19 protein-coding genes are annotated in these 22,729 nt (G+C 71.9%); 7 read left to right on the top strand and 12 right to left on the bottom strand.

What is annotated here, in order from left to right; genetic code table 11:
- Window positions 1-256: 256 nt before the first annotated feature.
- The gene (locus ACY35P_RS00515; RefSeq protein ID WP_462113856.1) at window positions 257-892 is read left to right on the top strand and encodes a cupin domain-containing protein; all 636 of its coding nucleotides are present in this window, start codon (window positions 257-259) and stop codon (window positions 890-892) included.
- Window positions 893-899: 7 nt separating this feature from the next.
- Here ACY35P_RS00515 and ACY35P_RS00510 read toward each other — a convergent pair whose 3' ends face one another.
- The 4 genes from ACY35P_RS00510 to ACY35P_RS00495 form a co-directional block, all read right to left on the bottom strand.
- Entirely contained in the window at window positions 900-1,427 is a 528-nt protein-coding gene (locus tag ACY35P_RS00510; protein WP_462113855.1) for a cytochrome b, read from the bottom strand.
- Between the two features lie 62 nt (window positions 1,428-1,489).
- Complete coding sequence (locus tag ACY35P_RS00505) at window positions 1,490-4,009, bottom strand: cation-translocating P-type ATPase (protein WP_462113854.1); 2,520 nt, start codon at window positions 4,007-4,009, stop codon at window positions 1,490-1,492.
- A 96-nt stretch (window positions 4,010-4,105) separates the two neighbouring features.
- Window positions 4,106-5,617, bottom strand: coding sequence for an acetyl-CoA hydrolase/transferase family protein (locus tag ACY35P_RS00500; RefSeq protein WP_462113853.1), 1,512 nt, complete (start codon window positions 5,615-5,617; stop codon window positions 4,106-4,108).
- A 49-nt stretch (window positions 5,618-5,666) separates the two neighbouring features.
- The gene (locus tag ACY35P_RS00495) at window positions 5,667-6,431 is read right to left on the bottom strand and encodes an oxygen-binding di-iron domain-containing protein (RefSeq protein WP_462113852.1); all 765 of its coding nucleotides are present in this window, start codon (window positions 6,429-6,431) and stop codon (window positions 5,667-5,669) included.
- A 200-nt stretch (window positions 6,432-6,631) separates the two neighbouring features.
- Here ACY35P_RS00495 and ACY35P_RS00490 point away from each other — a divergent pair, with 200 nt between their 5' ends.
- Window positions 6,632-8,281, top strand: a complete 1,650-nt coding sequence (locus ACY35P_RS00490) for a GGDEF domain-containing protein (RefSeq protein ID WP_462113851.1) — start codon at window positions 6,632-6,634, stop codon at window positions 8,279-8,281.
- A 56-nt stretch (window positions 8,282-8,337) separates the two neighbouring features.
- Window positions 8,338-8,889 carry a YaeQ family protein gene (locus ACY35P_RS00485; protein ID WP_462113850.1) on the top strand — a complete coding sequence of 184 codons (552 nt, stop codon included), beginning with the start codon at window positions 8,338-8,340 and terminating at the stop codon, window positions 8,887-8,889.
- Window positions 8,890-8,971: 82 nt separating this feature from the next.
- Here ACY35P_RS00485 and ACY35P_RS00480 read toward each other — a convergent pair whose 3' ends face one another.
- Complete coding sequence (locus tag ACY35P_RS00480; protein WP_462113849.1) at window positions 8,972-9,817, bottom strand: helix-turn-helix transcriptional regulator; 846 nt, start codon at window positions 9,815-9,817, stop codon at window positions 8,972-8,974.
- Window positions 9,818-10,226: 409 nt separating this feature from the next.
- Between ACY35P_RS00480 and ACY35P_RS00475 the strand changes: the two genes are divergently transcribed.
- The 3 genes from ACY35P_RS00475 (at window position 10,227) to ACY35P_RS00465 (ending at window position 13,502) form a co-directional block, all read left to right on the top strand.
- Window positions 10,227-11,366: a DJ-1/PfpI family protein gene (locus ACY35P_RS00475; protein WP_462113848.1), complete on the top strand. Its 1,140-nt coding sequence runs from the start codon at window positions 10,227-10,229 to the stop codon at window positions 11,364-11,366.
- Window positions 11,363-12,403: a GlxA family transcriptional regulator gene (locus ACY35P_RS00470; protein ID WP_462113847.1), complete on the top strand. Its 1,041-nt coding sequence runs from the start codon at window positions 11,363-11,365 to the stop codon at window positions 12,401-12,403. Before ACY35P_RS00475 ends, ACY35P_RS00470 begins: the two co-directional genes overlap by 4 nt.
- A 268-nt stretch (window positions 12,404-12,671) precedes the next feature.
- Window positions 12,672-13,502: a hypothetical protein gene (locus ACY35P_RS00465; RefSeq protein WP_462113846.1), complete on the top strand. Its 831-nt coding sequence runs from the start codon at window positions 12,672-12,674 to the stop codon at window positions 13,500-13,502.
- Between the two features lie 72 nt (window positions 13,503-13,574).
- Here the strand turns inward: ACY35P_RS00465 and ACY35P_RS00460 are convergent, their stop codons facing one another.
- The 4 genes from ACY35P_RS00460 to ACY35P_RS00445 form a co-directional block, all read right to left on the bottom strand.
- Entirely contained in the window at window positions 13,575-14,072 is a 498-nt protein-coding gene (locus ACY35P_RS00460; RefSeq protein ID WP_462113845.1) for a VOC family protein, read from the bottom strand.
- Window positions 14,073-14,082: 10 nt separating this feature from the next.
- A complete protein-coding gene (locus ACY35P_RS00455) occupies window positions 14,083-14,445 on the bottom strand; it encodes a hypothetical protein (RefSeq protein WP_462113844.1) in 363 nt (120 codons plus the stop codon).
- A gap of 71 nt (window positions 14,446-14,516) precedes the next feature.
- Window positions 14,517-15,761: a glycoside hydrolase family 1 protein gene (locus ACY35P_RS00450; protein ID WP_462113843.1), complete on the bottom strand. Its 1,245-nt coding sequence runs from the start codon at window positions 15,759-15,761 to the stop codon at window positions 14,517-14,519.
- 45 nt (window positions 15,762-15,806) lie between these two features.
- Window positions 15,807-16,406 carry an acyl carrier protein phosphodiesterase gene (locus ACY35P_RS00445; protein ID WP_462113842.1) on the bottom strand — a complete coding sequence of 200 codons (600 nt, stop codon included), beginning with the start codon at window positions 16,404-16,406 and terminating at the stop codon, window positions 15,807-15,809.
- Between the two features lie 88 nt (window positions 16,407-16,494).
- On the opposite strand from ACY35P_RS00445, the gene ACY35P_RS00440 reads away from it, so the two are divergent.
- Complete coding sequence (locus ACY35P_RS00440) at window positions 16,495-18,243, top strand: sensor domain-containing diguanylate cyclase (RefSeq protein ID WP_462113841.1); 1,749 nt, start codon at window positions 16,495-16,497, stop codon at window positions 18,241-18,243.
- Window positions 18,244-18,247: 4 nt separating this feature from the next.
- On the opposite strand, the gene prpF is transcribed toward ACY35P_RS00440, so the two are convergent.
- From prpF to acnD, 3 genes are read right to left on the bottom strand one after another with little or no spacing between them, the layout of a single operon-like run.
- A complete protein-coding gene (gene prpF / locus ACY35P_RS00435; protein WP_462113840.1) occupies window positions 18,248-19,435 on the bottom strand; it encodes a 2-methylaconitate cis-trans isomerase PrpF in 1,188 nt (395 codons plus the stop codon).
- Window positions 19,436-19,455: 20 nt separating this feature from the next.
- Complete coding sequence (locus tag ACY35P_RS00430) at window positions 19,456-19,911, bottom strand: SRPBCC family protein (protein ID WP_462113839.1); 456 nt, start codon at window positions 19,909-19,911, stop codon at window positions 19,456-19,458.
- Between the two features lie 44 nt (window positions 19,912-19,955).
- Window positions 19,956-22,574 carry a Fe/S-dependent 2-methylisocitrate dehydratase AcnD gene (acnD, locus tag ACY35P_RS00425; RefSeq protein ID WP_462113838.1) on the bottom strand — a complete coding sequence of 873 codons (2,619 nt, stop codon included), beginning with the start codon at window positions 22,572-22,574 and terminating at the stop codon, window positions 19,956-19,958.
- Window positions 22,575-22,729: the final 155 nt, after the last annotated feature.

Genomic DNA, 22,729 nt, shown 5'->3' with positions numbered 1-22,729 from the left:
CGGGCGCTAGGGTCGCGCAGGACAGTCATGGCGGGGTGAAATGCAGGCGGGGATTGCCGAAGGACGCAGGGCTCATGGGCCGCCGGCCGATCGGCCTGCGTCGGAGCGCGGTTGCGCGCGCCGTCGTGCGTGCGGTCCGGCGCGGACCGGCAGGCCGAGCCGCATCCCCGGCGTGGATGCGTTCCGTTCCGGCGAACGGCACCCCATTCGGCGCGCGAACGCGCGATGGTGGCGCTCCGTTCGCCTCGGAGCCGCCATGAACCTCTCCGCCTGCCTGCTGTCGGCCGTCCTGCTTGCGTGGGCCCCGGCCGCCGGCGCCCACGAGCCCGAGGCGCATGTCGGCACCGCGGCGAACGCGCTGTCGGTGGTGCCGCTCGTCGAGAAGAAGGTCGCGGCATTGCCGGCGGGCGAACTCGTCTGGCGGGCCGAGACGTTTGCCTCGATCGATGCGGCCCGCGCCGCGGCAGGCGCCTATTCCCTCGCCGCGGAGGCGGACGGGCGCGCGTGGCTGTTCACCCTGGGCGCCGCCGGTGGTTCCACGCCGGGTGGCACGTTCGTGCGTGAGATCGGCCCGATCCGCCGCATCGACGCGCCGGAATACCTGCTCAGAATCAACTTCGCGAGCGGCCCGGCCGGTGCCGTGACGCCGGTGCATTCGCACCCGGGTTCGGAGGCGTTCCTCGTCCTCGCCGGCGAACACCGCCTGCGCACCGAGCAGGGACTCGTGCGCATCCCGGCCGGAACCGCGCACGCGGGCGACAGCGCCGACAGGGCGATGCAGATCTCCAGCGGCGGCCCCGACCCGGTGCGGACGATCGTGCTGTTCGTGGTCGACGCCACGCGTCCGTTCTCCACGCCCGCGAAACTGCCGCCGTCGCCCGGGTCGCGCTGACCCCGCTTCAGAGCATGCGGCGCAGCACGCCGTCGCGGCGCACCACGTGGTGCCACAGCGCGGCGGCCGCGTGCAGCCCGATGACGCCGTAGAACACGGTGCCGAGCGCCTCGTGGAGTTCCTCGAGGTCGCGCGCGAGGGCGGGTTCGATCGGCAGCAGGGACGGCAGTGTCCACGCGGTGAGCGGCACGGCCACCGTCTGCCCGTCCGCCCACAGCGAGGCGAGCCCGATCAGCGGCTGCACGACGACGAACAGCAGCAGCGCGACGTGCAGCGCGCCCGCGGCGATGCGCTCGGCGGCCGAACCCGCGACGGGCGGCATCCGCGGGCGCTTCATCGTGTAGCCGAGGAGGCGCGGCACGAACAGGGCGAGCAACAGCAGCCCGGCGAGCACGTGCCAGTTCGTGCCGCCTCCGCCGTGTTCGCCGGCGTCGTCCATCAGGTCGCTGGTCAGGTAGGCGACCAGCACGAGCAAGGCGCTGAGCCAGTGCACCGCGCGCACCAGTGCGGGATAGCGGGGGAAGGCGGTCGACATGGCGGTCTCCTCGGGCCAGCCGTGAGCTTCGCGCCGATCCCGGGCCGCCGTGTTGACGTGGATCAAAGCGGCGCGGGCGCGCGGTCGCGCATCGGCCGCGAACCCCCGTGCAGCGCGCGCAGAAGCCGCCCGAGCGCCGCCGCGGCGAACACGAGCAGCGCGGGCACGACCGCCGCCAGCACCGCCGGACCCGGCGACAGCGCCTGCAGGTGGAAGACGCCGGGCACCGGTCCGGCCGCGGCCGCCACCACGACGCCGACCGCGAGCCCGGCCGCGACGCCGAGGTCGCGCACGCCGCGGCGCCCGCTGCCGGTGGACCAGGCGGTGACCGCGAGCATGGCGAGGTTGCCGCCGAGGATCGACAGGAAGACGTAGCCCGGCAGGCTGGCTGCGGGCACACCGGTGGCGACCACGAGCCGGTACGCGGCGATCGTTCCCAGCAGCGCCGCTCCGCCGAGCATCACGGCCTGGAGGAATCCCGCCCGCGTCAGCAGCGGCGAGCGCAGCGCGCGCGGTGGCATGTCCATGAGCCGGTCCGCACCGGGGCGGCGTTCGAACACGAGGGTCGACGCCGGATCGATCAGCAGCTCCATCAGCACCACGTGGATCGGCATCAGGAGCGGCGGCATCGACAGCAGCATGGGCAGCAGTGCCGCGCCGGCGATCGGCACGTGCACGGCGACGATGTACTGGAAGGCGCGCACGAGGTTCGCGTGGATCCCGCGGCCGCGCCGGATGGCCTCGACGATGGTGGAGAAACGATCGTCGAGCAGCACCACCGAGGCCGCATGGCGTGCGACGTCGCTGCCGCGCCGGCCCATGGCGATGCCTACGTGCGCAGCGGCGAGAGCGGGCGCGTCGTTCACCCCGTCGCCGGTCATGCCGACCACCTCGCCCGAGGCGACGAGCGCCTGCACGAGGCGCAGCTTGTCCGCCGGCCGCACGCGCGCGTAGAGGTCGCAGCCGCGCGCGCGCGCCGCGAGCTCGTCGGGCGCCGCCGCCGCGATCGCATCGCCGTGCATCACCTCGTCGACGTTCGCGAACCCTGCGGCTCGCGCGATCGCGCGCGCGGTGGCCGGATGGTCGCCGGTGATCAGCACGACGCGGACGCCCGCCTGCCGGGCGCGCCGCAATGCGTCGGGCACGTCGGCGCGCAGCGGGTCGGCGAGCACCAGCAGGCCGCACCAGCCGAAGGCGATCTCGCCGAGCGCATCCGGCAGGTGCGCGGAGTCGGCCAGCGTGGCGCGCGCGACCGCGATCACGCGCAGGCCGCTTTCGGCAAGCGTGGCGACGTCGCGTTCCAGCGCCGCGCGGTGCGCCGCATCGAGGCGGCAGAGCCCGGCGACCGCTTCGGGCGAGCCCTTGCAGCACAGCAGGCTGCCGCCGTCGTCGATGTCGACTGCCACTGCCGTCGCATGCAGCGCGTTCGAGAACGGATAGACGCGCTGCACGTCGCGCACGGGCACCCCGGCGCCCGCCGCCCCCAGCACGGCGAGGTCCATCGGGTCGACCGCGCGCGGCGGACATGCGCCGGCCGCGACGGTGAGCACATCCCGGCGCGCCTCGGGTGCGGCGTCGCCATGCGCGAAGGTGGCATCGGGCACCTGTACCGCCTGCACACGCATGCGGTTCTCGGTAAGCGTGCCCGTCTTGTCGGTGCACAGCACGCTGAGGCAGCCGAGCGTCTCGATGGCATCGGGGCGTTGCACGAGCGCGTCGAGTCGCGCGAGCCGCCACGAGCCGAGCGCGAACAGCACGCTGAGCACGACCGGGAACTCCTCCGGCACCGTGGCGATGCCGAACGTGAGCGCGGGCAGCGCCGCGGTGCGCCAGTCGCGGCCCCGGGCGAGCTCGAGCACGAGCAGCGACGTCGCACCGAGCAGGCTCAGCACCGCGAACAGCCGCACCACGCGGCGGATCTGCGCGCGCAGCGGACTCGGCGCACGCACCACGCCCGACAGCGTCTGCCCGAGGCGCCCGAACTCCGTCCGTGCGCCGGTCGCCACGACCTCTGCCAGGCCTTGGCCCTGCACCACGAACGTGCCCGCGCGCAGCGTCGACGGGGCGTCCGCGCCACCGCGCACCACAGGAACGGACTCGCCGGTCAGCAGCGATTCGTCGACTTCGAGCACCACCTCGCCGAGCAGGCGCGCGTCGGCGGGGATGCGGTCACCCTCGGCGAGCGCGACCACGTCGCCGACCACGATCGACGCCGCGGGCACCGTCGCGGTCGCACCGTCGCGCAGCACGCGGGCGCGGGGCGCGGCGAGGTCGCGCAGCGCATCGAGCGCGCGTTCGGCGCGCACGTCCTGGTAGACGTTGAGCGCGATGACGAAGCCCACGGAGATGCCCATCGTGACCGCATCGCGCCATTCGCCGACGCCCGCATACAGCGCGGCGACGGCGACGAGGAGCAGCAGCATCGGCTCGCCGAGGACGCTGGCCGCCAGTGCGATCCGGCCGCGGCGCGTGGCTTCGAGCGCGTTCGGTCCGTCCCGCACGAGGCGTGCGGCGGCCTCCGCCGCGCCGAGCCCGACCGGCGTGGACGCATCGCGCGATTCCGCCGGGGTTGCCGTCCGCATGCGCGTCTCCTGCCGGGTGGGTCGTCGCGACGATCGCGCATCCGGCGCGGCGTCGCCTTGATCGACCTCAATGTACCGGCGCTGGCGCGCCGCTCGTCAGTCGCGCATCGAGCCCGTTTCCACGAAGCGCCGGTGCCAGGACAGGGCCTCGCCGAGCAGATGCGGGGTCTGCAGGCCCGCGCCGTCGCGGCAGGCCCGGTCGAAGTAGTCCTGCAGCATCGGCCGGTAATCGGGGTGCGCGCAGTTCGCGATGATCGTGCGGGCCCGCTGCTTCGGCGACAGGCCGCGCAGGTCCGCGAGGCCCTGCTCGGTCACCAGCACCATCACGTCGTGCTCGGTGTGGTCCACGTGGCTGGCCATCGGCACGATCGACGACACGGCGCCGTGCTTCGCGCTGCTCGGCGACATGAAGACCGACAGGTAGCCGTTGCGCGCGAAGTCGCCGCTGCCGCCGATGCCGTTCATGATCCGGCTGCCGGCGATGTGCGTCGAATTGACGTTGCCGTAGAGGTCGGCTTCGATCATGCCGTTCATCGCGATGCAGCCGAGCCGGCGGATGATCTCCGGATGGTTCGAGATCTCCTGCGGGCGCAGCAGGATGCGGTCCCGGTAGAAATCGACGTCGCGGTTGAAGGCCTCGATGCCGTCCGGGCTCAGCGAGAACGACGTGGCCGATGCCATGCGCAGCGTGCCCTGCCGCAGCAGGCCGAGCATGCCGTCCTGGATCACCTCGGTGTAGGCGACGAGGTCCTCGAAGCCGCCTTCGGCGAGCCCGGCCAGGACCGCATTCGCGATGTTGCCCACGCCGGACTGCAGCGGCAGCAGCGTCGGCGCCAGGCGCCCGCGCGCGATCTCGTGGCGGAGGAATTCGATGAGGTGGCCGGCGATCCGGCGCGAGTCCTCGTCGGGCGGCGTGAACGGCGAATTGCGATCCGGCGCGTCGGTCTCGACCACCGCGACGACTTTCGCAGGATCCACGCGCAGGTAGGGCTCGCCGATCCGGTCGTCGGCATGCGTCAGCGGGATCGGGCGCCGGTTCGGCGGCAGCGCGGTGCCGTAGTAGATGTCGTGCATGCCCTCGAGCGCGGCGGGCTGCCAGCGGTTGACCTCGAGGATCACCTTGTCGGCGAGGTCGAGCCACGTCTTGTTGTTGCCGACCGACGAGGACGGCACCAGCAGGCCGTCTTCGCGGATCGCGCTGACTTCCACCAGCGCGACGTCGATCGGGCCGAAGTAGCCGAACCAGGCGTACTGCGCGACATGGCTCAGGTGGATGTCGATGTATTCGAGTTCGCCCGCATTGATGCGCTCGCGCACGGTCGGGTCGGACTGGTACGGCAGCCGCAGTTCCATGCACTTGACGCGCGCGAGTGCGCCGTCGAGTTCGGGTGCAGTGGACGCGCCGGTGAGCACGCGCACGCGGAAGGCGTCGCCCGCATCGTGCGCGGCATCCATTGCCGCGGCGAGCGCCACCGGCACGGCTTTGGGATAGCCGGCGCCGGTGAAGCCGCTCATGGCGACCGTGTGGCCGTTGCGGATGTGCGCGGCGGCCTCAGCCGCGCTGCAGGTGCGCGCGGCGAGTTCGGGATGGCGGATGCGGTCGTTCATGCGGCCATGGTCGGGGTGGCGATGTCGCGCGGCCGTCGCAGCGGCGGTATCAGGCGAAGTCGGCGGCGGTGAGCAGGTCGACGCCGCATTCCAGGCGCTCGAGCCAGTCGAGGAAGGCCGGGATCGCCGTGCCGCGCATCGGCAGGCCGTGCTGCGGGACGATCATCTCCGGATCGAGCGTGCGCACCATGCGCGCCCACAGCCGCGCCACGCGGTTGGAGCCCATGTAACGGCGATGGAAGCCCGCCATGGTCTCGACGTGGCGGTCGAAGTCCTCGACGAAGACGTACGGCGCCTTGCTCGGGATCATCGACGAGCCGACGTCGCCGGAGAACAGGATGCGGCTCACCGGATCGAAGAAGCTGAAGTTACCCACCGAGTGCATGAAGTGCGCGGGCATCGCACGGAGGTGGCTGTCCTCCATCGGGATGCGGCCGCCTTCGTCGGGCAGCAGCCGGTAGCGCTCGCTGCCGGCATTGTTCATGTAGCCGGGGACGAGGTGCGGCACGAAGCGGCCCCACAGCTTCGAGCAGACCACCATGGCCTTCGTGTACAGCAGCCACTTGTCGACCGAGCCGATGATGTCCGGGTCCTGGTGCGAGCAGAGCAGCCAGGTGAGGTCGGTGGGTTTCGCGAATGCGCCCATCGCGAGGATCAGCGGGTTGTAGAGCAGGGCGCCACCCGGATCGATCAGTGCGCTCGACGCGCCGTGCTGCACGAGGAACTGGTTGGCTTGGATGCCGTCGTCGCCGCGCACCAGGTCGCTGAAGGCCACGCATCGATGGCCGTCGCGCTCGTAGAGGATCGTCGCCATGGTCGTCCGTCCGGAAGTGGCGGAATTCTGCGTGCGACAGGCGGCCGCGACTTGCGCGCGATCAAGGCGCGCGCGGCGAAACTGCGGCAGGCCCGCTCGCCCGCGCGGCAGCAGGGGTGCAACGCTGCGGCGCGCCCGGGCCCCTGCAGGATCGGCCACGACCGGCCGATGATGGGGGCGTCCCCGCGCGGCTGCCCGACGTGACCTCTTCGTTCTGCGACCGACCCCTCGCCGCCCGTCGCGTGGTCCGCATGCTGGTGGCCGTGCTGGTGGTCGCGTGGGCCGCGGTGGCGGGCGCGACGGCGCCGCGCGAGGTCGTGCTGGCCGGCCGATGGGCTGCGGCTGCCGCGCCCGATGCGCCGATGCGGGCGTTCGATCCGTCGAAGCTCACCGCGTTCGGGCGTCCGCCGGGCGGCGCCCCGGTGCTGCTGTCGCCCCCGCCCGGCGGCTGGCCCGCGGGCGCCTGGGTGCTGTCCGTCGAATCCGCCGCATTCCAGCGCGTCACGCTGGACATGCCCGGTGCGCCGTCGCGCACCGCGCATCTGCTGCAGGCCGGCGACGCGCGTCCCGCCTACGGCCGGCTGGCGTTCGAGCTGCCGGCCCTGCCGGTGGACGGCGCGCCGCTGCGCCTGCACGTGGATGCGCGCGGCACGCTGCCGTCGCCGATGACGTTCGCGCTGCGCAGCGTGCCCGAGCAGGCGCGGGTCGAGGCGCGCTGGCTGGCCTTCGCCACCGCCTGCCTCGCCACGATGCTGGCGACCGCGGTGATCGCGCTGTTCTTCGGCCTGCGGCTGCGCGATCCGGCGTTCAACTGGTACGCCGCCTACGTCGTCTCGTATGCGGTGATCCAGGCGACGCAGAGCGGTTATGTCGTCGAGCCGCTCGGCTGGACGGCGATGGCCGCGACGCTGCCGACGTGGGGGCGCGCGGTGACCACGCTGTCGGTGATCGCCGCGGTGCTGTTCCTCGACCGCTTCGCCACGTTGCAGCGGCGCCTGCCGCGGCTGCGCCGCGTGCTGCACGGCTATTGCGGCCTGATGCTGCTGCTGGTCGCGGCCGGCTATTTGCCCGGCCTGCACGCCGCGGCGCGGGCACTCGTCAATCCCATGCTGATCCTCGGCGCACCGCTGGTGCTGGGCACCGCCGCGGCCGCCGCATGGCGGGGCTCGCGATCGGCGCTGCTGTTCCTGTTCGGCTGGCTGCCGCTGCTCGGCGTCACCGTGATCGGCAGCCTGCAGCTCTACGGCATCGCGGCCGACTGGACGTGGTCGGACGATGCCGCGTTCGCGGCCGGTGCGTTCGAGGCGATCGTGCTGTCGCTCGGCCTCGCCGAACGCGCGGCTTCAGTGCGCCGCCAGCGCGACGTCGCACGCGTGCTCGCCGACACCGATCCCCTCACCGGCGTGCTCAACCGGCGTGCGGTGCGCGACGAACTGGCGGCGCGCCTGCAGGGCGACGAGGCGTTGTCGGTGCTGTATCTCGACCTCGATCACTTCAAGCGCGTCAACGATCGCCTGGGCCACGAGGGCGGCGACCGCGTGCTGCGCCTGTTCGTCGACGTGCTGCGCCGTGTCCTGCGCGATCGCGACGTGGTGGGCCGCTACGGCGGCGAGGAGTTCGTGGTCGGGCTCGCGGCGGCCGGTCCCGAGGAGGCGCAGGCCGTCGCCGAGCGCATCCGCTCGAGCCTTCGCGCGCGGGCCGCCGTCGTCGAGGCGGACCTCGTGCTGACGGTGAGCATCGGTGTCGCCACCCGCCGGCGGGGCGAGTCACTCGACGACCTGCTGCGTCGCGCCGACGCCGCGCTGTACACGGCGAAAGACAGCGGCCGCGACCGCGTGCAGGCCGCCTGAAGCGCGGGGTGGCCCGCGGCGCCTAGAATGGCGGCCCGATCGCGCCAGGCGCCACGATGTCCCCGAAGTCCACCGTGGTGAAAGTCGAGCTGCAGGTGAGCGACATGGATCGCCACTACTACGCCTCGCACGCGCTCACCCTGGCGCAGCATCCCTCCGAGACCGACCTGCGCCTGCTGGTGCGCGTGCTCGCATTCGCGCTGTACGCCGACGAGCGCCTCGAATTCGGTCGCGGTCTGTCCGACGAGGACGAGCCCACGCTGTGGCGGCGCGACTACACCGGCGCGGTCGAGCAGTGGATCGAACTCGGCCAGCCCGACGAGTCGCGCCTGCGCAAGGCGGCCGGCCGCGCACGCGAGGTGGTGGTCGTCGGCTACGGCCGCAATGCGATGGATCCGTGGTGGTCGCGCAACGCGGCCACGCTGTCGCGCCTGTCGAACCTCACCGTGCTCGACTTCAGCGACGAGGAACTCGACGCCGCGCTTCCGCTCATGGGTCGCGGCGCGCGCCTCACCGCGATGATCCAGGACGGCGAGCTCCAGCTGATGGACGCCGAGCGCAGCGTCAGCCTTCGCCCGAACGTGCGACAGGCGGGCACCGCGCGCTGAGGCGCGCGTTTGGGCGGGGGCACCGCCCGCGCGCGGCGGTGTAGCCTGCAGGTGGCGGGCGCCGCCTCGGCATTCGACCGCGTTAGATCGAAGGCGGGGCCCCGGACTTCTCGAACACGAGCATGCTTGGTGCGATGCCGAAAACGCGGCGGCAGGTGCGGGTGAAATGCGCGGCGTCGGCGAAGCCGGCGTGGAGCGCCGCCTCCGTCCACGACATGCCGTGCGTCGCCGCTTCCACCGCGGCCTCGGCGCGCGCCCACATCAGCCAGGCGCGGAACGACGTGCCGGTCTGCGCGACGAACAGGTGGCGGAACCGCCCGGGTGAGAGGTGCACCGCCGCGGCGACGTCCTCGAGCCGCAGCGGCGTGGTCAGCCGGCCGCGCATCCATGCGAGCGCGGCGGTAATGCGCGCATCGGACGCCGGGGCCCGTGCCGGATCGCCGGCGATCGTGCAGATCGCGCCGCGTGCGCACTGCGCGAGCGACGCATCCGTCGCGCCCGCAGCGTAGTGCGCGCGCACCGCGGCGACCGCGCGTTCGCATTCCGCCGCGTCGAGCACGGCCACGTCGTGGCCGTCGAAGCGCGTGCGAAGCGCGACGCCCTGCATGGAATTGGGTTCGACGAAGATCGTCGCGATCGGTGCGCCGCAGCCGTCGAGTTCGTGGCGACGATCGGGCTGCACGACGACCGCGACGATGTCGCGCCATTCGGGCCAGGCGTCGCCGCGGATGCGGAAGCGGCCTTCGAGCGCGAGCGAGATCTGGATGGCGTGGTGCGCATGCGCCGGAACGCGGCCGACCTGCCGACCGATCCACAGGCTCCCGCCGGTCCAGACGATGACGCGACCGACGCCCGCGACGGCGCGCGGCGACGCGATGCGGTCGTGCCGCGCGGTGGCCGTTTCCGACAGGTCAGCCCGATTGTTCAAGACCCGACCTCCCGCGCTGCGGAGACTTCATGGCGTGGGCAAGCCGCCCACCTATCGAGGAGTCTCCAGATGAACACCGAAGCCACCCCGTCCTGCGCCTGCAACCCGTGCCCCGGCGCGTCCTGCACCTGCGGCTGCCGCACCCCGGCCGCGACGCCCTCCACCTGCACCTGCGGCTGCCAGTCGGCCCGGCCCTGCACCTGCAGCCCGCGTTGAAACGCCGAACGCCGGCGACGCATGCACCCGCGGCATCTTCGACCCTGCTCCCGGATTCGTCGATAGCTCCGCTCGCGGCCTGCGTGTCGTCGCCGGCATCGGCTGGCAGGAAATGATCGAACGCTGTCATTTCCGCCGGCCGGCCCACTGACAACACTGCGTCCACGGCAACCGCCGATTCCAGGACACCACCATGCTCCGCAGCACGCATCGCATCGCACCGCTGGTCGCCGCCGTCGTCGCGGCGGTCGGCCTCCTCGGCGTCACGGCGCCCGCCGCCGCCGTCATCCCGCCGTCGAACGGCATGGCGGCCCCGACCGCCCTGCAGGCGTGGACACCGCGCGCCGGCCACGCGACGGCGCTGGTCGCCATCGCCGCCGAGAACGACGGCACCGAACTCACCGACTTCGCGATTCCCTACGGCGTGTTCAAACGTGCCGGCATCGATACGGTGGCCGTCGCCGCGCACGAGGGCCCGGTGCGTTTCCGTCCGGCGCTCAAGGCGCAACTCGACCGCACGATGGCGGAGTTCGACCGGCTGCACCCCGAGGGCGCCGACTACGTGATCGTCCCCGCGCTGGTGCGCCACGACGATCCCACCGTCGTCGCGTGGATCGCCGAGCAGGCGCGCAAGGGCGCCACCGTGGTCAGCATCTGCGACGGCGCATTCACCCTCGGCGCCACCGGCCTGCTGAAGGGCCGCTGGGCGACGGCGCACTGGGCTTCGGAGAGCATGCGGTTGCAGATGTTTCCGACCACGCACTGGGTGCGCAACACGCGCTACGTCGCCGACGGCAACGTCGTCTCGAGCGCGGGCATCAGCGCCGCGATGCCGACGTCGCTCGCGCTGGTCGAGGCGATCGCCGGGACCGCACGGGCCACCGCCGTCGCGCGCGAGATGCAGGTGTCCGACTGGAGCCCGCGCCACGATTCCGAGGCGTTCCGACCGCACTACGGCAACCTGCGCGCCTTCGGGACCAGGTTGCTGCTGAATCCGTACCTGCGCCGGACGCATACGGTGGGCGTGCCGCTGGTGGCAGGCGTCGACGAGATCGGCCTCGCCATCACCGCGGACGCCTGGTCGCGCACTGGCCGCAGCCAGGCCGTGTCCGTCGCCGGGACGCCGGATGCGGTCGCCACGCGCCACGGCCTGCGCTTCCTGCCGGACGCGGTCGGCAGGACGAGTGCCGTCGACGTGGTGCTGCCGCCGCTGGCGGACGTTCCCGCGGGCCAGGCGTTCGATGCCGCGCTTTCGCGCCTCGAGTCGCGCTACGGTCGACAGACCGCGTACGGCGTGGCACTCGACTTCGAATACCCCGGATACACCCTGTGACCACGACGCTGCAGCCCGAACCCGACTCCGCGCCGCCCGCGCGTCCCGCGCCGCCGTACCGGGTGGTGCTGCTCGCCTACGAGCACATGAACGTGCTCGACCTCTGCGGGCCGTTGCAGGCGCTGGCGACCGCGAGCCGCCATTGCGACGGGGACGCACCGGCGCGGTACGAGACCGTCGTCGCGTCGGCCGAGGGGGGTCTGGTGACGACGAGTTCGGGGCTCGCGATCGGCACCGTCGCGGTCGACACGCTCGACGGGCAGGCGATCGACACGCTGATCGCGCCGGGCGGTTGCAAGGGCGAGGTGTACAGCGCGCCGCGCAAGCTCGTCGACTGGGTGGCGAGTCGGGCGCCGACGGTGCGACGACTGTGCTCGGTCTGCACCGGCGCCTTCCTGCTCGCGGAGGCCGGCCAGCTCGACGGACGTACGGTCGCCACGCACTGGGAATGGGCGCCGCGGCTGCGCGACAGCCATCCCGGCATCGACGTCGACGCCGACCGCATCTTCGTGCGCGACGGCAACCTGTGGACCTCGGCCGGCGTCACGGCTGGCATCGACATGACCCTCGCACTGATCGAGGACGACTTCGGGCACCAGGTCGCGATCGACACCGCGCGCCGCCTGGTGATGTTCATCAAGCGCGCGGGCGGGCAGTCGCAGTTCAGCGCGCCGTTGTCGGCGCAGGCCCGCGACCCCGGCGGTTTCGGCGACCTGCACGGCTGGATCGCCGCCCACCTGCGCCTGCACCTCACCGTCGAACGCCTCGCCGAGCAGGTCAACATGAGCCCGCGCACGTTCGCGCGCACCTATACGGCGCGCATGGGCATCACGCCCGCGAAGACGGTCGAGGCGATCCGGCTGGACGCGGCGTGCCGTGCGCTGCAGTCCACCGCGCTGCCGTTGAAGTCGGTCGCCGACGAGGCCGGCTACGGCGATGAGCAGGCGATGCGCCGTGCATTCCAGCGCCAGTTCGGCGTCGGACCGAAGGCCTACCGCGACCGGTTCTCCAGTCACGCACCCGCGCGCGCGCACTGACGAACGCGGCACCCGGCCCAATCGCATCGACACCTGCGGCGTCCGCGGTCTTGCCACGCGAGGACGGCGCGAGCCACCCACGACGCAACGAAGGGACGGGCATTCCCGCCACGCGCCTTGCCTGCGCGGTCGCGCCTGCCCACAATCGGCGCGTCGACCGAGCGCCCCAGGCGCGCGGCGATACCGGGGGCGAAGGACCGCACCGCAGGCGACCGCAGGTCGCCCACGCATGGAGGCGCCCCTGTATTCCATCCACAGGAGGCGTCCCATGTTCCGTTCCACCGTCATCGCCCTCGCGCTCGTCGCCGTCGCACCCCGCGTGCATGCGGGCTCGTGCGAGGAGAACTTCACCAAGACCGGCAGCCTGTTCACGCGGGTCGACTACACCAGCCGCGTGACCGTTCCCGACGCGGCGGTCGCCGACGTGCTCGGCCAGATGCGCGCGATCTTCATTGGCGACAAGATGGACGTCATCACCGAGGACGTGGCGTCGGGCTCGATGCTCGCCGAGCAACGCGCGACGGACATGGCGCGTGCCGTGCCGGTGCTGGTGAACGCGAGCGCCGAAGGCGGCGCGACGACGGTGGAGATGACCGTCAAGACCGAACGCGGGCAGCTGGCGAAAGCCGATGCGGTCAAGACCGAGATGTGCCGGCTGCTCGGCATGCTCAAGGGCGGCAAGGCGGGCAAGTCGGCGGCCGCCGCCGGCCGCAAGCAGCAGAACGCCGATCCGACCACGTTCCGCGACGTCTACATTTTCTCGCGTGAGATCGCGGCCGAAGCGCAGGCCAATGCCGTCGCCGTCAATGCACGCCAGCGCGGCCGCAAGTACGCGCTGAAGGGCAAGGTCGACTACATCATGGAGGACGGCCCGGACTACAACGTCTCGTTCAAGATTCCGCAGCAGTCCGAAGTGATGCTGCGCATGCCGAACGACCCGCCGCGGGTCGGCGTGGCCTGCCTGTTCCGGCCGAGCCAGATGGCGAGCGTGCTCACCTTCCGCAAGGGCGACATGGCGACGTTCAAGGGCAGCTTCCTGCGCTACGACGACCTCAAGCGCATGGTTTGGCTCGAGAACTGCACGCCGGCGAAGGGCTGAGCCGCCGGCCGGCACGGGCCGGCCGTGCGGCATCGCAGGTCGACGCGCCGACGCGTCGACCTGCGGCGCACCTCAGGCGCCGCGGTGCGCGGCCTCGAGCGCGGCGATGTCCAGCCGGCGCATCGCGAGCATCGCGCGCATCACCCGCGAGGCGCGCGCCGGTTCGGGGTCGGACAGCCATTCGGGCAGCTGCGTCGGCACGATCTGCCACGAGACGCCGAAGCGATCCTTGAGCCAGCCGCATTGCTGCGCGGTGGGATCGCCACCCGCGCCGAGCGCCGACCAGTAGTGGTCGATTTCGTCCTGCGAGGCGCACTGCACCACGAACGAAATCGATTCGTTGAAGCGGAACAGCGGCCCACCGTTGAGTGCGGTGAACGGCTGGCCGTCCAGCTCGAACTCGATGGTGAGCACGCTGCCGACCGGTCGGCCCGCCTGGCGCGCCGCCGCCGGGTCGTAGCGCAGCACGCGGCCGACGCGCGAATTCGGAAACACCTGCGTGTACTGCGCCACCGCGGCTTCGGCGGCGTCGCTGAACCACAGGCAGGGCGTGATGCGGGCGAAGGTCATGGCGCGCGGCTCACGGCAGGCGCACGAGGCGATGCTCGGCGCGCTCGCAGACGGTGATCTCGCCCGGCGCGTTCACCGTGCCCGTGGCGCGCACGCGGTCGCCCGCGGCGAAGCCCTGCACGCCCTCGACCGGCGCGGCCTTGCACAGGTTCCAGCGCGCCGGCAGCTGCACGCGCACGTCGCCGTCCGGCGTCGTGACCACCACGGTCGCGTTGCCGTCATAGGCCCACGGCGCGGTGTCGACGCTGCGCACGCGGCCGTCCACCGTCGCCTGCGTGCCGACCGCGAGGGCGCCGCCTGCGGGCGCGGTGGCGCAACCGGCCAGTGCGAGGACGAGTGCGGCAAGAGCCGTGGTGCGGAGCGTGGGCGACATGGGCGGTCTCGCGGTCGGGGGACGGCGACAGCTTACGCGTGCGTCCGTGCGGCTTCGTAAATGAACCGCGGTCAGTGCCAGTCCTGGTCGGCCTGCGTGCCGCGGCGGCGCGCGGCATCGATCACGTCCTGCAGCTCGACCGGATCGCTGAAGGGATCGGCATCGAGTTCCGTCACCCGGTTGAGCTCCTTCTGCCAGCGTCGCAGCGCGTCGACGTACGGCGCGAACGGCACGCGCCGCAGCCGGCCGCCCTCATCGACCACGTCGCAGATGCCGTTGTGCAGCCACTCGCCGGTATGCCAGTCAGGCATGTCGACCGCGGGGAAGAGGCAGATGCCGTGCAGGTCGATGCCCCGGTTCACGGCGGCCATCGATTCCTGCATCACGTCGTCGAGCCACGCCGGGCGCCCGTCGCGCAGGCCGCTCGTCTCGGAGATGAGCATCGGCCGCTCGTAGCGCTTCCAGACGCGCTCGAGCAGGTCGCACAGCGGGCGCACGCGGTCGTCCGTGGGTTCGAGCGCCATGTGCGGCCCGTTCTCGCGGTACTCCATCTGCCCGAAGGAGTAGCAGTTCGCACCGACGATATCGAGAATCTCCGGCGTGCCGCCGAGTTCGGGATGCTTCGCGCCGTAGAGCACGTCCCAGGCGAAGCAGGCGTCGTCCACCATCTCGCGCTCGGCCTCGTCGGCGAGGTCGGGGCGGTCGCGTGGCGGCACCACCTGGATGACGGGCTCGACGTGCACCATGCGCGCGTCCGGGTCGACCTCGCGGATCGCACGCACCCCGGCGATCGCCGCCTCGCAGAGCACGAGGCGGAAGCGCTTGCGCGTCTCGCGGTCCTGCCCGAACGGTGCGGCCCAGCCCCATTCGCCACCGCAGAACCCCCAGAAGGTGATCTCGTTGATCGGGGTGAAGAAGCGCGGCCCGTCGACGCGTTCGCTCACGTAGCGTGCCGCGGCGCGGCAGTAGCGCGCGAAGCGGTCGACGAAGCCGGCATCGAACGGATCGACGTCGTCGGGATAGCCGTAGTGGCAGAGGTCCCAGATCGGCCGCACCTGGGCGGCGTTCATCGCCTCGATGACGGTGTCGACGTGGCGGAAGTCGTACGTGCCGGCGTGGTCGACCAGCGGCCACGGGATGCCTTCGCGCGCCACGGCGATGCCCAGGCTGCGCAGGAACCGGTAGTCCTCATGCGCGTGCTCGCGGTGCTGCGTCTCGTCCACGAGGTCGCGCCGGCCGCGGCCGCGCCATTCGAACGTCGAGCATTCGAAGCCGGAGAGGAAGAACGTGGGGAACAGACCGGGTCGTTGGGCCATGGGACGCGCGCCGCGGGCGGGGCGACCCTTGTACGGCCGCGGCGGTCATGGACGGGCGAACGGCGCGCGGTCGTGCGCGACGAAGGCGACCAGTTCCGGATAGAAGGCGTCGAACGTGTCCCGCGCCGCCGGCTCGAGCGTGCGCAGGTCGTCGAGGCAGGCCGCCAGCCGCTCGCCGTGGCGGGACAGGCGCGTGGCGATGCGCCTCACCGCGACATCCACGTTCGCCCGCTCGCGGTAGCCGCCCAGCCAGTCGTCCGCCGCCATGCGCGGCGCGAGCGACTGCAGGCGGGGCGGCAGCGTGTCGAGGCGCGCGGCGAGCGCCGCGTAGGCGCGTGCGGTGAAGGTGTCGAGCGGCTCGTCGCTCCAGCGCGCCCAGTCGCGCGCGAGGCAATGGTCGAAATAGACGTCGATCGCGATGCCCGCGAAGCGGCGCCGGCCGTCGCCGAACGATCCCCGCAGCGCGGCGACGTCCGGATGGGTGTCGGTGAAGCGGTCGATGCGGCGGTGGCGGAGGATCTCGGCGCGCTCGACGATGCCGAAGCGGTCGAGCCCGCTGGAGCCCAGCGCGAAGTCGCCGAGCAGCGCGCCGACCATCGCGGCAGCGCCGGGCCCGGCGAGGTGGAGGTGGGCGAGCCAGTTCATGGCCGCAGTCTAGGGGGGCGGCCCGGACGCTCCGCTCAAGGCGCGGCGCCGGCGGCCGATAAGACCTCCGACCCCGGGAAGACCCCTCATGACCATCGCCACCGCCGTCGCGGTCGAGGACGCCAACACGCAGCGCGCCGCGCACGACGGACGCGCCGCGGCAACCCTGCGCTCCCGTTTCAACCGGCTGCTCGCCGTCGCGGTGTTCCTGCCGGCGCTGCTGTTCGGCCTGCTGCAGCTGTGGTCGGACTTCCGCACGGCGGAGTCGAACCTGCGCGAACAGTTGCGCGTGGCGACGCGCCTGACCGCCACCTCGATCGACCAGTTCATGCAGGAGCACGCGTCGGCGGCGGCGCTGGTCGCGGACGAGGCTTCCGTAAATCACGAGCTTCCGCACCTTCCGGCGCTGATCGAGCGGTATCCGACCTTCATCACCGTGCTCGCGACCAACGCGACCGGCCGCATCGTCGCGGCCGAGCCGGCACGGGTCGCCGCCCTCGCGGTCGGCCAGAGCGTCGCCGACCGCGACTACTTCAGGGGCGCGATCAACAGCCTCGAGCCCTACGTCTCCAATGCCTTCGTCGGCCGTGGGCTCGGCAGTGATCCGATCGTCGCCGTGTCGGCGCCGATCATGCGGGACGGGTCGGTCTCCGGCATCGTCGAGGGGTCCATCCGCATCGATTCGTTCGCCCGCCTGCGTTCGTCCGTCCTGCGCACGCGTCGTCAGGAGATGCTGATCGTCGATCGAACGGGGCACGTCGTGAACGCGAGCGAGGGCCTGCCGCAGGCCTTCCTGCAGAAGGTGACCGACGCGTGCTTCCTGCAGGGGCGGGAGTCGGCCGACGGCGTGACGGTGGCCCGGCTGTGCCCCGGCGTGCTCCGCGATGGCGGCGACGCCTGGACCGCGTGGACGCAGCTGCACTCGGGTTGGCGCGTGGTGCTGTTCACGCCGCGGGCGCCCGTGCTGGCGACGCTGCTGCGGCAGGCCGCCTCGATGCTCGGCGTGCTGGTGCTGGCGGTGGCGGGGGCCCTGATCGTCGCCGGCTGGCAGATGCGACGGCTCGAACGTGTCGCGCGGGCGGTGTTCGACCGGCTGCACACGATCGCGAACGGCGGGCGTGCCGCCGACATGCCGATCGAGTCGATCCCGGGCGAACTGCGCCCCATCGCGATCGAGGTATCGAAACTGGCGGCACGGCTCGATTGCGTACACGGAGACCTGCTCGATGCGGTGGAGCGCGAACGCCAGCTGGCCGATTCGCTGCGTGCCGCGGTCGAACGGCAGGAGCAGGAGATCCACGCGCGGACGCTGGAGCTGCGCGCGGCGAACCTCGAACTCGAGCGTGTCAGCCGGACCGATGCGTTGACCGCGACGCTGAACGTGCGTGGCTTCCGCGGCGCCTGCGACGAACTCATCGGCCGCGAAGGCGAACTCCACGCGCCGCTGGGCGTCATCTCGTTCGATGTGGACCACTTCAAGGCCTTCAACGACCGCTACGGCCATCCGCTCGGCGACCGTGTGCTGCGTCGCGTCGCCGGCGCCGCGCAAGCGTGCCTCCGCGACACGTCCGACCGCATCGCGCGCGTCGGCGGCGAGGAGTTCGTCGTGCTGCTGCCCGATGCGGACCTGGAGACGACGCTCGCGGTCGCCGAGCGCATCCGCGTCGCCGCGCTCGCCCTCGGGATTCCGCACGAGGACACGCCGGACGGGCGCGTCAGCGTCAGCATCGGCGTGATCGCCGCGGCGAAGGGCGAGTTGCTCGAAGGCATCCTCGGCCAGGTCGACGGCGCGCTCTACCGCGCCAAGAGCGGCGGCCGCAACCGCGTCTCGGACTGAGCCGTCAGTCGAGCGTGTCGGCCGGCACGCGCACCGCGCCGTCCATCAGCACGCGCGCGCTGCGGCTCATCACCGCACGCGTGACCCTCCAGCGGCCGTCGACCAGTGACACGTCGGCGCCGACGCGCAGCGTCCCGGACGGATGGCCGAAGCGCACCACGCTGCGTTCGCCGCCGCCCGCCGCCGCGTTGACCAGCGTGCCCGGCACTGCGGCGGCCGTCGCGATCGCCACGGACGCGGTGCCCATCATCGCGTGGTGCAGCTTGCCCATCGACATCGCACGGGCGAGCAGGTCGACGTCGGTCGCGGCGATGGCCTTGCCGCTGGAGGCGGTGTAATGCTTCGCCGGCGCGACCCACGCCACCTTCGGCGTGTGCTGCCGGGTGACGGCCTTGGACACGTCGTCGATCAGGCCCATGCGCAGCGCGCCATGCGCGCGGATGGCTTCGAGCTTCGCCAGCAGCGCGCCATCCTCGTTGACCGCGCCCTGCAGCTCGGTGCCGTCGAAGCCGAGGTCGGCCGCGCGCAGGAAGACCGTCGGGATGCCGGCGGTGATCATCGTGACGTCGAAGCGGCCGACGCCGGGGACGTCGAGCACGTCGACGAGGTTGCCGGTGGGGAACATCGCGCCCGAATCGCCGTCGTCCGACGGGTCGACGAATTCGAGCGCGATCTCCGCCGCCGGGAACGTCACGCCGTCGAGCTCGAAGTCGCCGGTCTCCTGCACGTCGCCGTCGACCACCGGCACGTGCGCCACGATCGTCTTGCCGATGTTCGCCTGCCAGATGCGCACCGTGCACGTGCCGTTCTCCGGCACGCGCGACGGATCGACGAGGCCGTTCGCGATCGCGAAGGGGCCGACGGCGGACGACAGGTTGCCGCAGTTGCCGGACCAGTCGACGAAGGCGGTGTCGATGGACACCTGCCCGTAGAGGTAGTCGACGTCGTGTCCGGGCACGTCCGACTTCGACAGGATCACGCACTTGCTCGTGCTCGACGTCGCACCGCCCATGCCGTCGGTGTGCTTGCCGTAGGGGTCGGGCGAGCCGATCACGCGCATCAGCAGCGCATCGCGTGCGGCGCCCGGCACGCGTGCGGCCTCGGGCAGGTCGTCGAGGCGGAAGAACACGCCCTTGGACGTGCCGCCGCGCATGTAGGTGGCGGGAATGCGGAGCTGCGGCCGTGCGGTCATGGGCATGTCGTCGGAGGGTTTCAGGCGTCGGGAATGTTCGGCTCGACCAGGCGCGCGAGCTGCTCGAGCGATTCCTGCCAGCCGAGGTAGCAGAACTCGACCGGAATGGCGGCCGGGATGCCCGACTGCACGATCGAGACGTCGGTGCCGCACATCACCGTGCGCAGCTCGACGACGGTCTCCATCGTGCCCGGGAGGTTCGGATCGTCGAAGCGGTCGCTGTAGCGGATGCGCTGCTCCGGCACCAGCTCGAGGTATTCGCCGCCGAACGATTGCACCGAACCCGTGCCGAAGTTGGTGAACGCCATCCGGAACGTGCCGCCGACGCGTGCGTCCATGTGCTCGACCTGCGCCGTGAAGCCATGCGGCGGCAGCCACTTCGCCATCGCCGCGGGCTCGAGGAACGCGCGATAGATCTTTGCGGCGGGCGCGCGCAGCACGCGGTGCAGGCGGACGGTACCGGTGGCGTCGCTCATGTCGGGCCTCGCGTCGTGGATCGGGACGGTGGGATGCCGCGGGATCAGGCCGCGGCGCGGTTGCCTTCGAGGAAGTCGTTGGCGAAGCGCTGCAGCACGCCGCCGGCGTCGTAGATGGAGACTTCCTCGGCGGTGTCGAGGCGGCACGTCACCGGCGCCTCGATCGTGCTGCCGTCGCGGCGACGCACGACCAGCGTCAGCGTCGCGCGCGGCGTGCGCTCGCCGACGACGTCGTAGGTCTCCGTGCCGTCGAGGCCGAGCGTCAGGCGCGTGGTGCCCGGCTGGAACTCCAGCGGCAGCACGCCCATGCCGATCAGGTTGGTGCGGTGGATGCGCTCGAAGCCTTCGGCGACGATCGCCTCGACGCCGGCGAGCCGGACGCCCTTGGCCGCCCAGTCACGCGAGCTGCCCTGCCCGTAGTCGGCGCCGGCCACGATGATCAGCGGCTGCCGGCGCTCCATGTAGGTCTCGATCGCCTCCCACATGCGCGTGACCGTGCCCTCGGGCTCGATGCGCGCGAGCGACCCCTGGCGCACGCTGCCGTCGTCGTTGCGCACCATCTCGTTGAGAAGCTTCGGGTTGGCGAACGTCGCGCGCTGCGCGGTGAGATGGTCGCCACGGTGCGTCGCGTAGGAATTGAAGTCCTCCTCCGGCACGCCCATCTTCGCGAGGTATTCGCCCGCCGCGCTGTCGAGCATGATCGCGTTGGACGGCGACAGGTGGTCGGTGGTGATGTTGTCGCCGAGTACCGCCAGCGGGCGCATGCCCGTCAGCGCGCGCTCGCCGGCCAGCGCGCCTTCCCAGTACGGCGGACGACGGATGTAGGTGGACTGCGCACGCCAGTCGTAGAGCGGACTCACCGGCGCGCCGTTCTCCACGCGCACGTTGAACATGGGGCCATAGACGCGCCGGAACTGCTCGGGCTTCACGTGCTCGCGGGCGATCGCATCGATCTCCGCATCCGTCGGCCAGAGGTCCTTGAGCGTCACGGGCAGGCCGTTGCTGCCGGTACCGAGCACGTCCTTCTCGATGTCGAAACGGATGGTGCCGGCGAGCGCGTACGCCACCACCAGCGGCGGCGAGGCCAGGAACGCCTGCTTGGCGTAGGGATGGATGCGGCCGTCGAAGTTGCGGTTGCCCGACAGCACGGCGGTCGCGTACAGGTCGCGCTCGATGATTTCCTGCTGGATGGCCGGATCGAGCGCGCCGCTCATGCCGTTGCACGTCGTGCAGGCGAAGCCGACGATGCCGAAGCCGAGCGCCTCCAGATGCGGCAGCAGCCCGGAATCCTGCAGGTACAGCTCGACGGCCTTCGAGCCAGGCGCCAGCGACGTCTTCACCCACGGCTTGCGCACGAGGCCGAGCTCGTTCGCCTTTTTCGCGAGCAGGCCGGCGGCGATGACGTTCCGCGGATTGGACGTGTTCGTGCAGCTGGTGATCGCCGCGATGATCACCGCGCCGTCGGGCATCAGGCCCTGCGCTTCCTGCGCGCGCGCGGCGTCGAGATCCTTCGCGATGCCGCGCTCGGCGAGCAGGCTCGTCGGCAGGCGGCGATGCGGATTGGACGGGCCGGCCATGTTGCGCACCACGCCCGACAGGTCGAACGTGAGGCTGCGCTCGTAGACGGCGTCGACGAGGTCGTCGGCCCACAGGCCCGCGGCCTTCGCGTACGTCTCGACGAGCGCGACCTGCTGCTCCTCGCGGCCGGTCAGGCGCAGGTAGTCGAGCGTGTTGTCGTCGATCGCGAACATCGCCGCGGTCGCGCCGTATTCCGGCGCCATGTTGGAGATCGTGGCGCGGTCGCCCAGGGTAAGCGCGCGTGCGCCTTCGCCGCGGAACTCCAGGTAGGCGCCGACCACCTTGGACTGACGCAGGAATTCGGTGAGCGCGAGCACGACGTCGGTGGCGGTGATGCCTTCCTGCGGCCGGCCGGTCAGCTCGACGCCGACGATCTCGGGCAGGCGCATCCACGAGGCGCGGCCGAGCATCACGCTCTCGGCTTCCAGTCCGCCGACGCCGACGGCGATCACACCGAGCGCGTCCACGTGCGGTGTGTGCGAGTCGGTGCCGACGCACGTGTCCGGGAACGCCACGCCATCCTGCACGTAGACCACCGGCGACATCTTCTCCAGGTTGATCTGGTGCATGATCCCGTTGCCCGGCGGGATCACGTCGACGTTCTTGAATGCGTGCTTCGTCCACTCGATGAAGTGGAAGCGGTCCTCGTTGCGGCGCTCCTCGATCGCCCGGTTCTTGGTGAACGCGTCGGGGTCGTAGCCGCCGCACTCGACGGCGAGCGAGTGGTCGACGATCAGCTGCGTCGGCACCACCGGATTGATCTGCGCCGGGTCGCCGCCGCGCTCGGCGATCGCGTCGCGCAGGCCGGCGAGGTCGACCAGCGCGGTCTGGCCCAGGATGTCGTGGCAGACCACGCGCACCGGGAACCAGGGGAAGTCGAGGTCGCGGCGGCGCTCGATCAGCTGCTCGAGGTAGGCCGACAGCATGTGCGGCTCGGCCCGTCGCACCAGGTTCTCGGCATGCACGCGCGAGGTGTAGGGCAGCGTCGCCCACGCACCGGGCTTGAGCGCCTCGACGGCCTCGCGGGCGTCGAACCAGTGCAGCGGGGTGCCGGGCAGGGGCTTGCGGTGGGCGGAGTTCGTCATGCGGGCCGGGAGACGGAGGCGGTCCGGCGACCGGCGGTGCGCGCGGTGCGGACGGGAGGCCGGGCGATGCCCGGCGGCGAGCCCGAATTATCCCGCAGAACCGGGGAGACCGTGCCCGCGCGGGCGCGTGCGATTCAGCGCCGGGGCCGGCCTCC

This window comes from Lysobacter xanthus (assembly GCF_047159895.1).
Note: the sequence above shows the minus strand (reverse complement) of the source record. Positions and strands in the feature narration are given on the sequence as shown.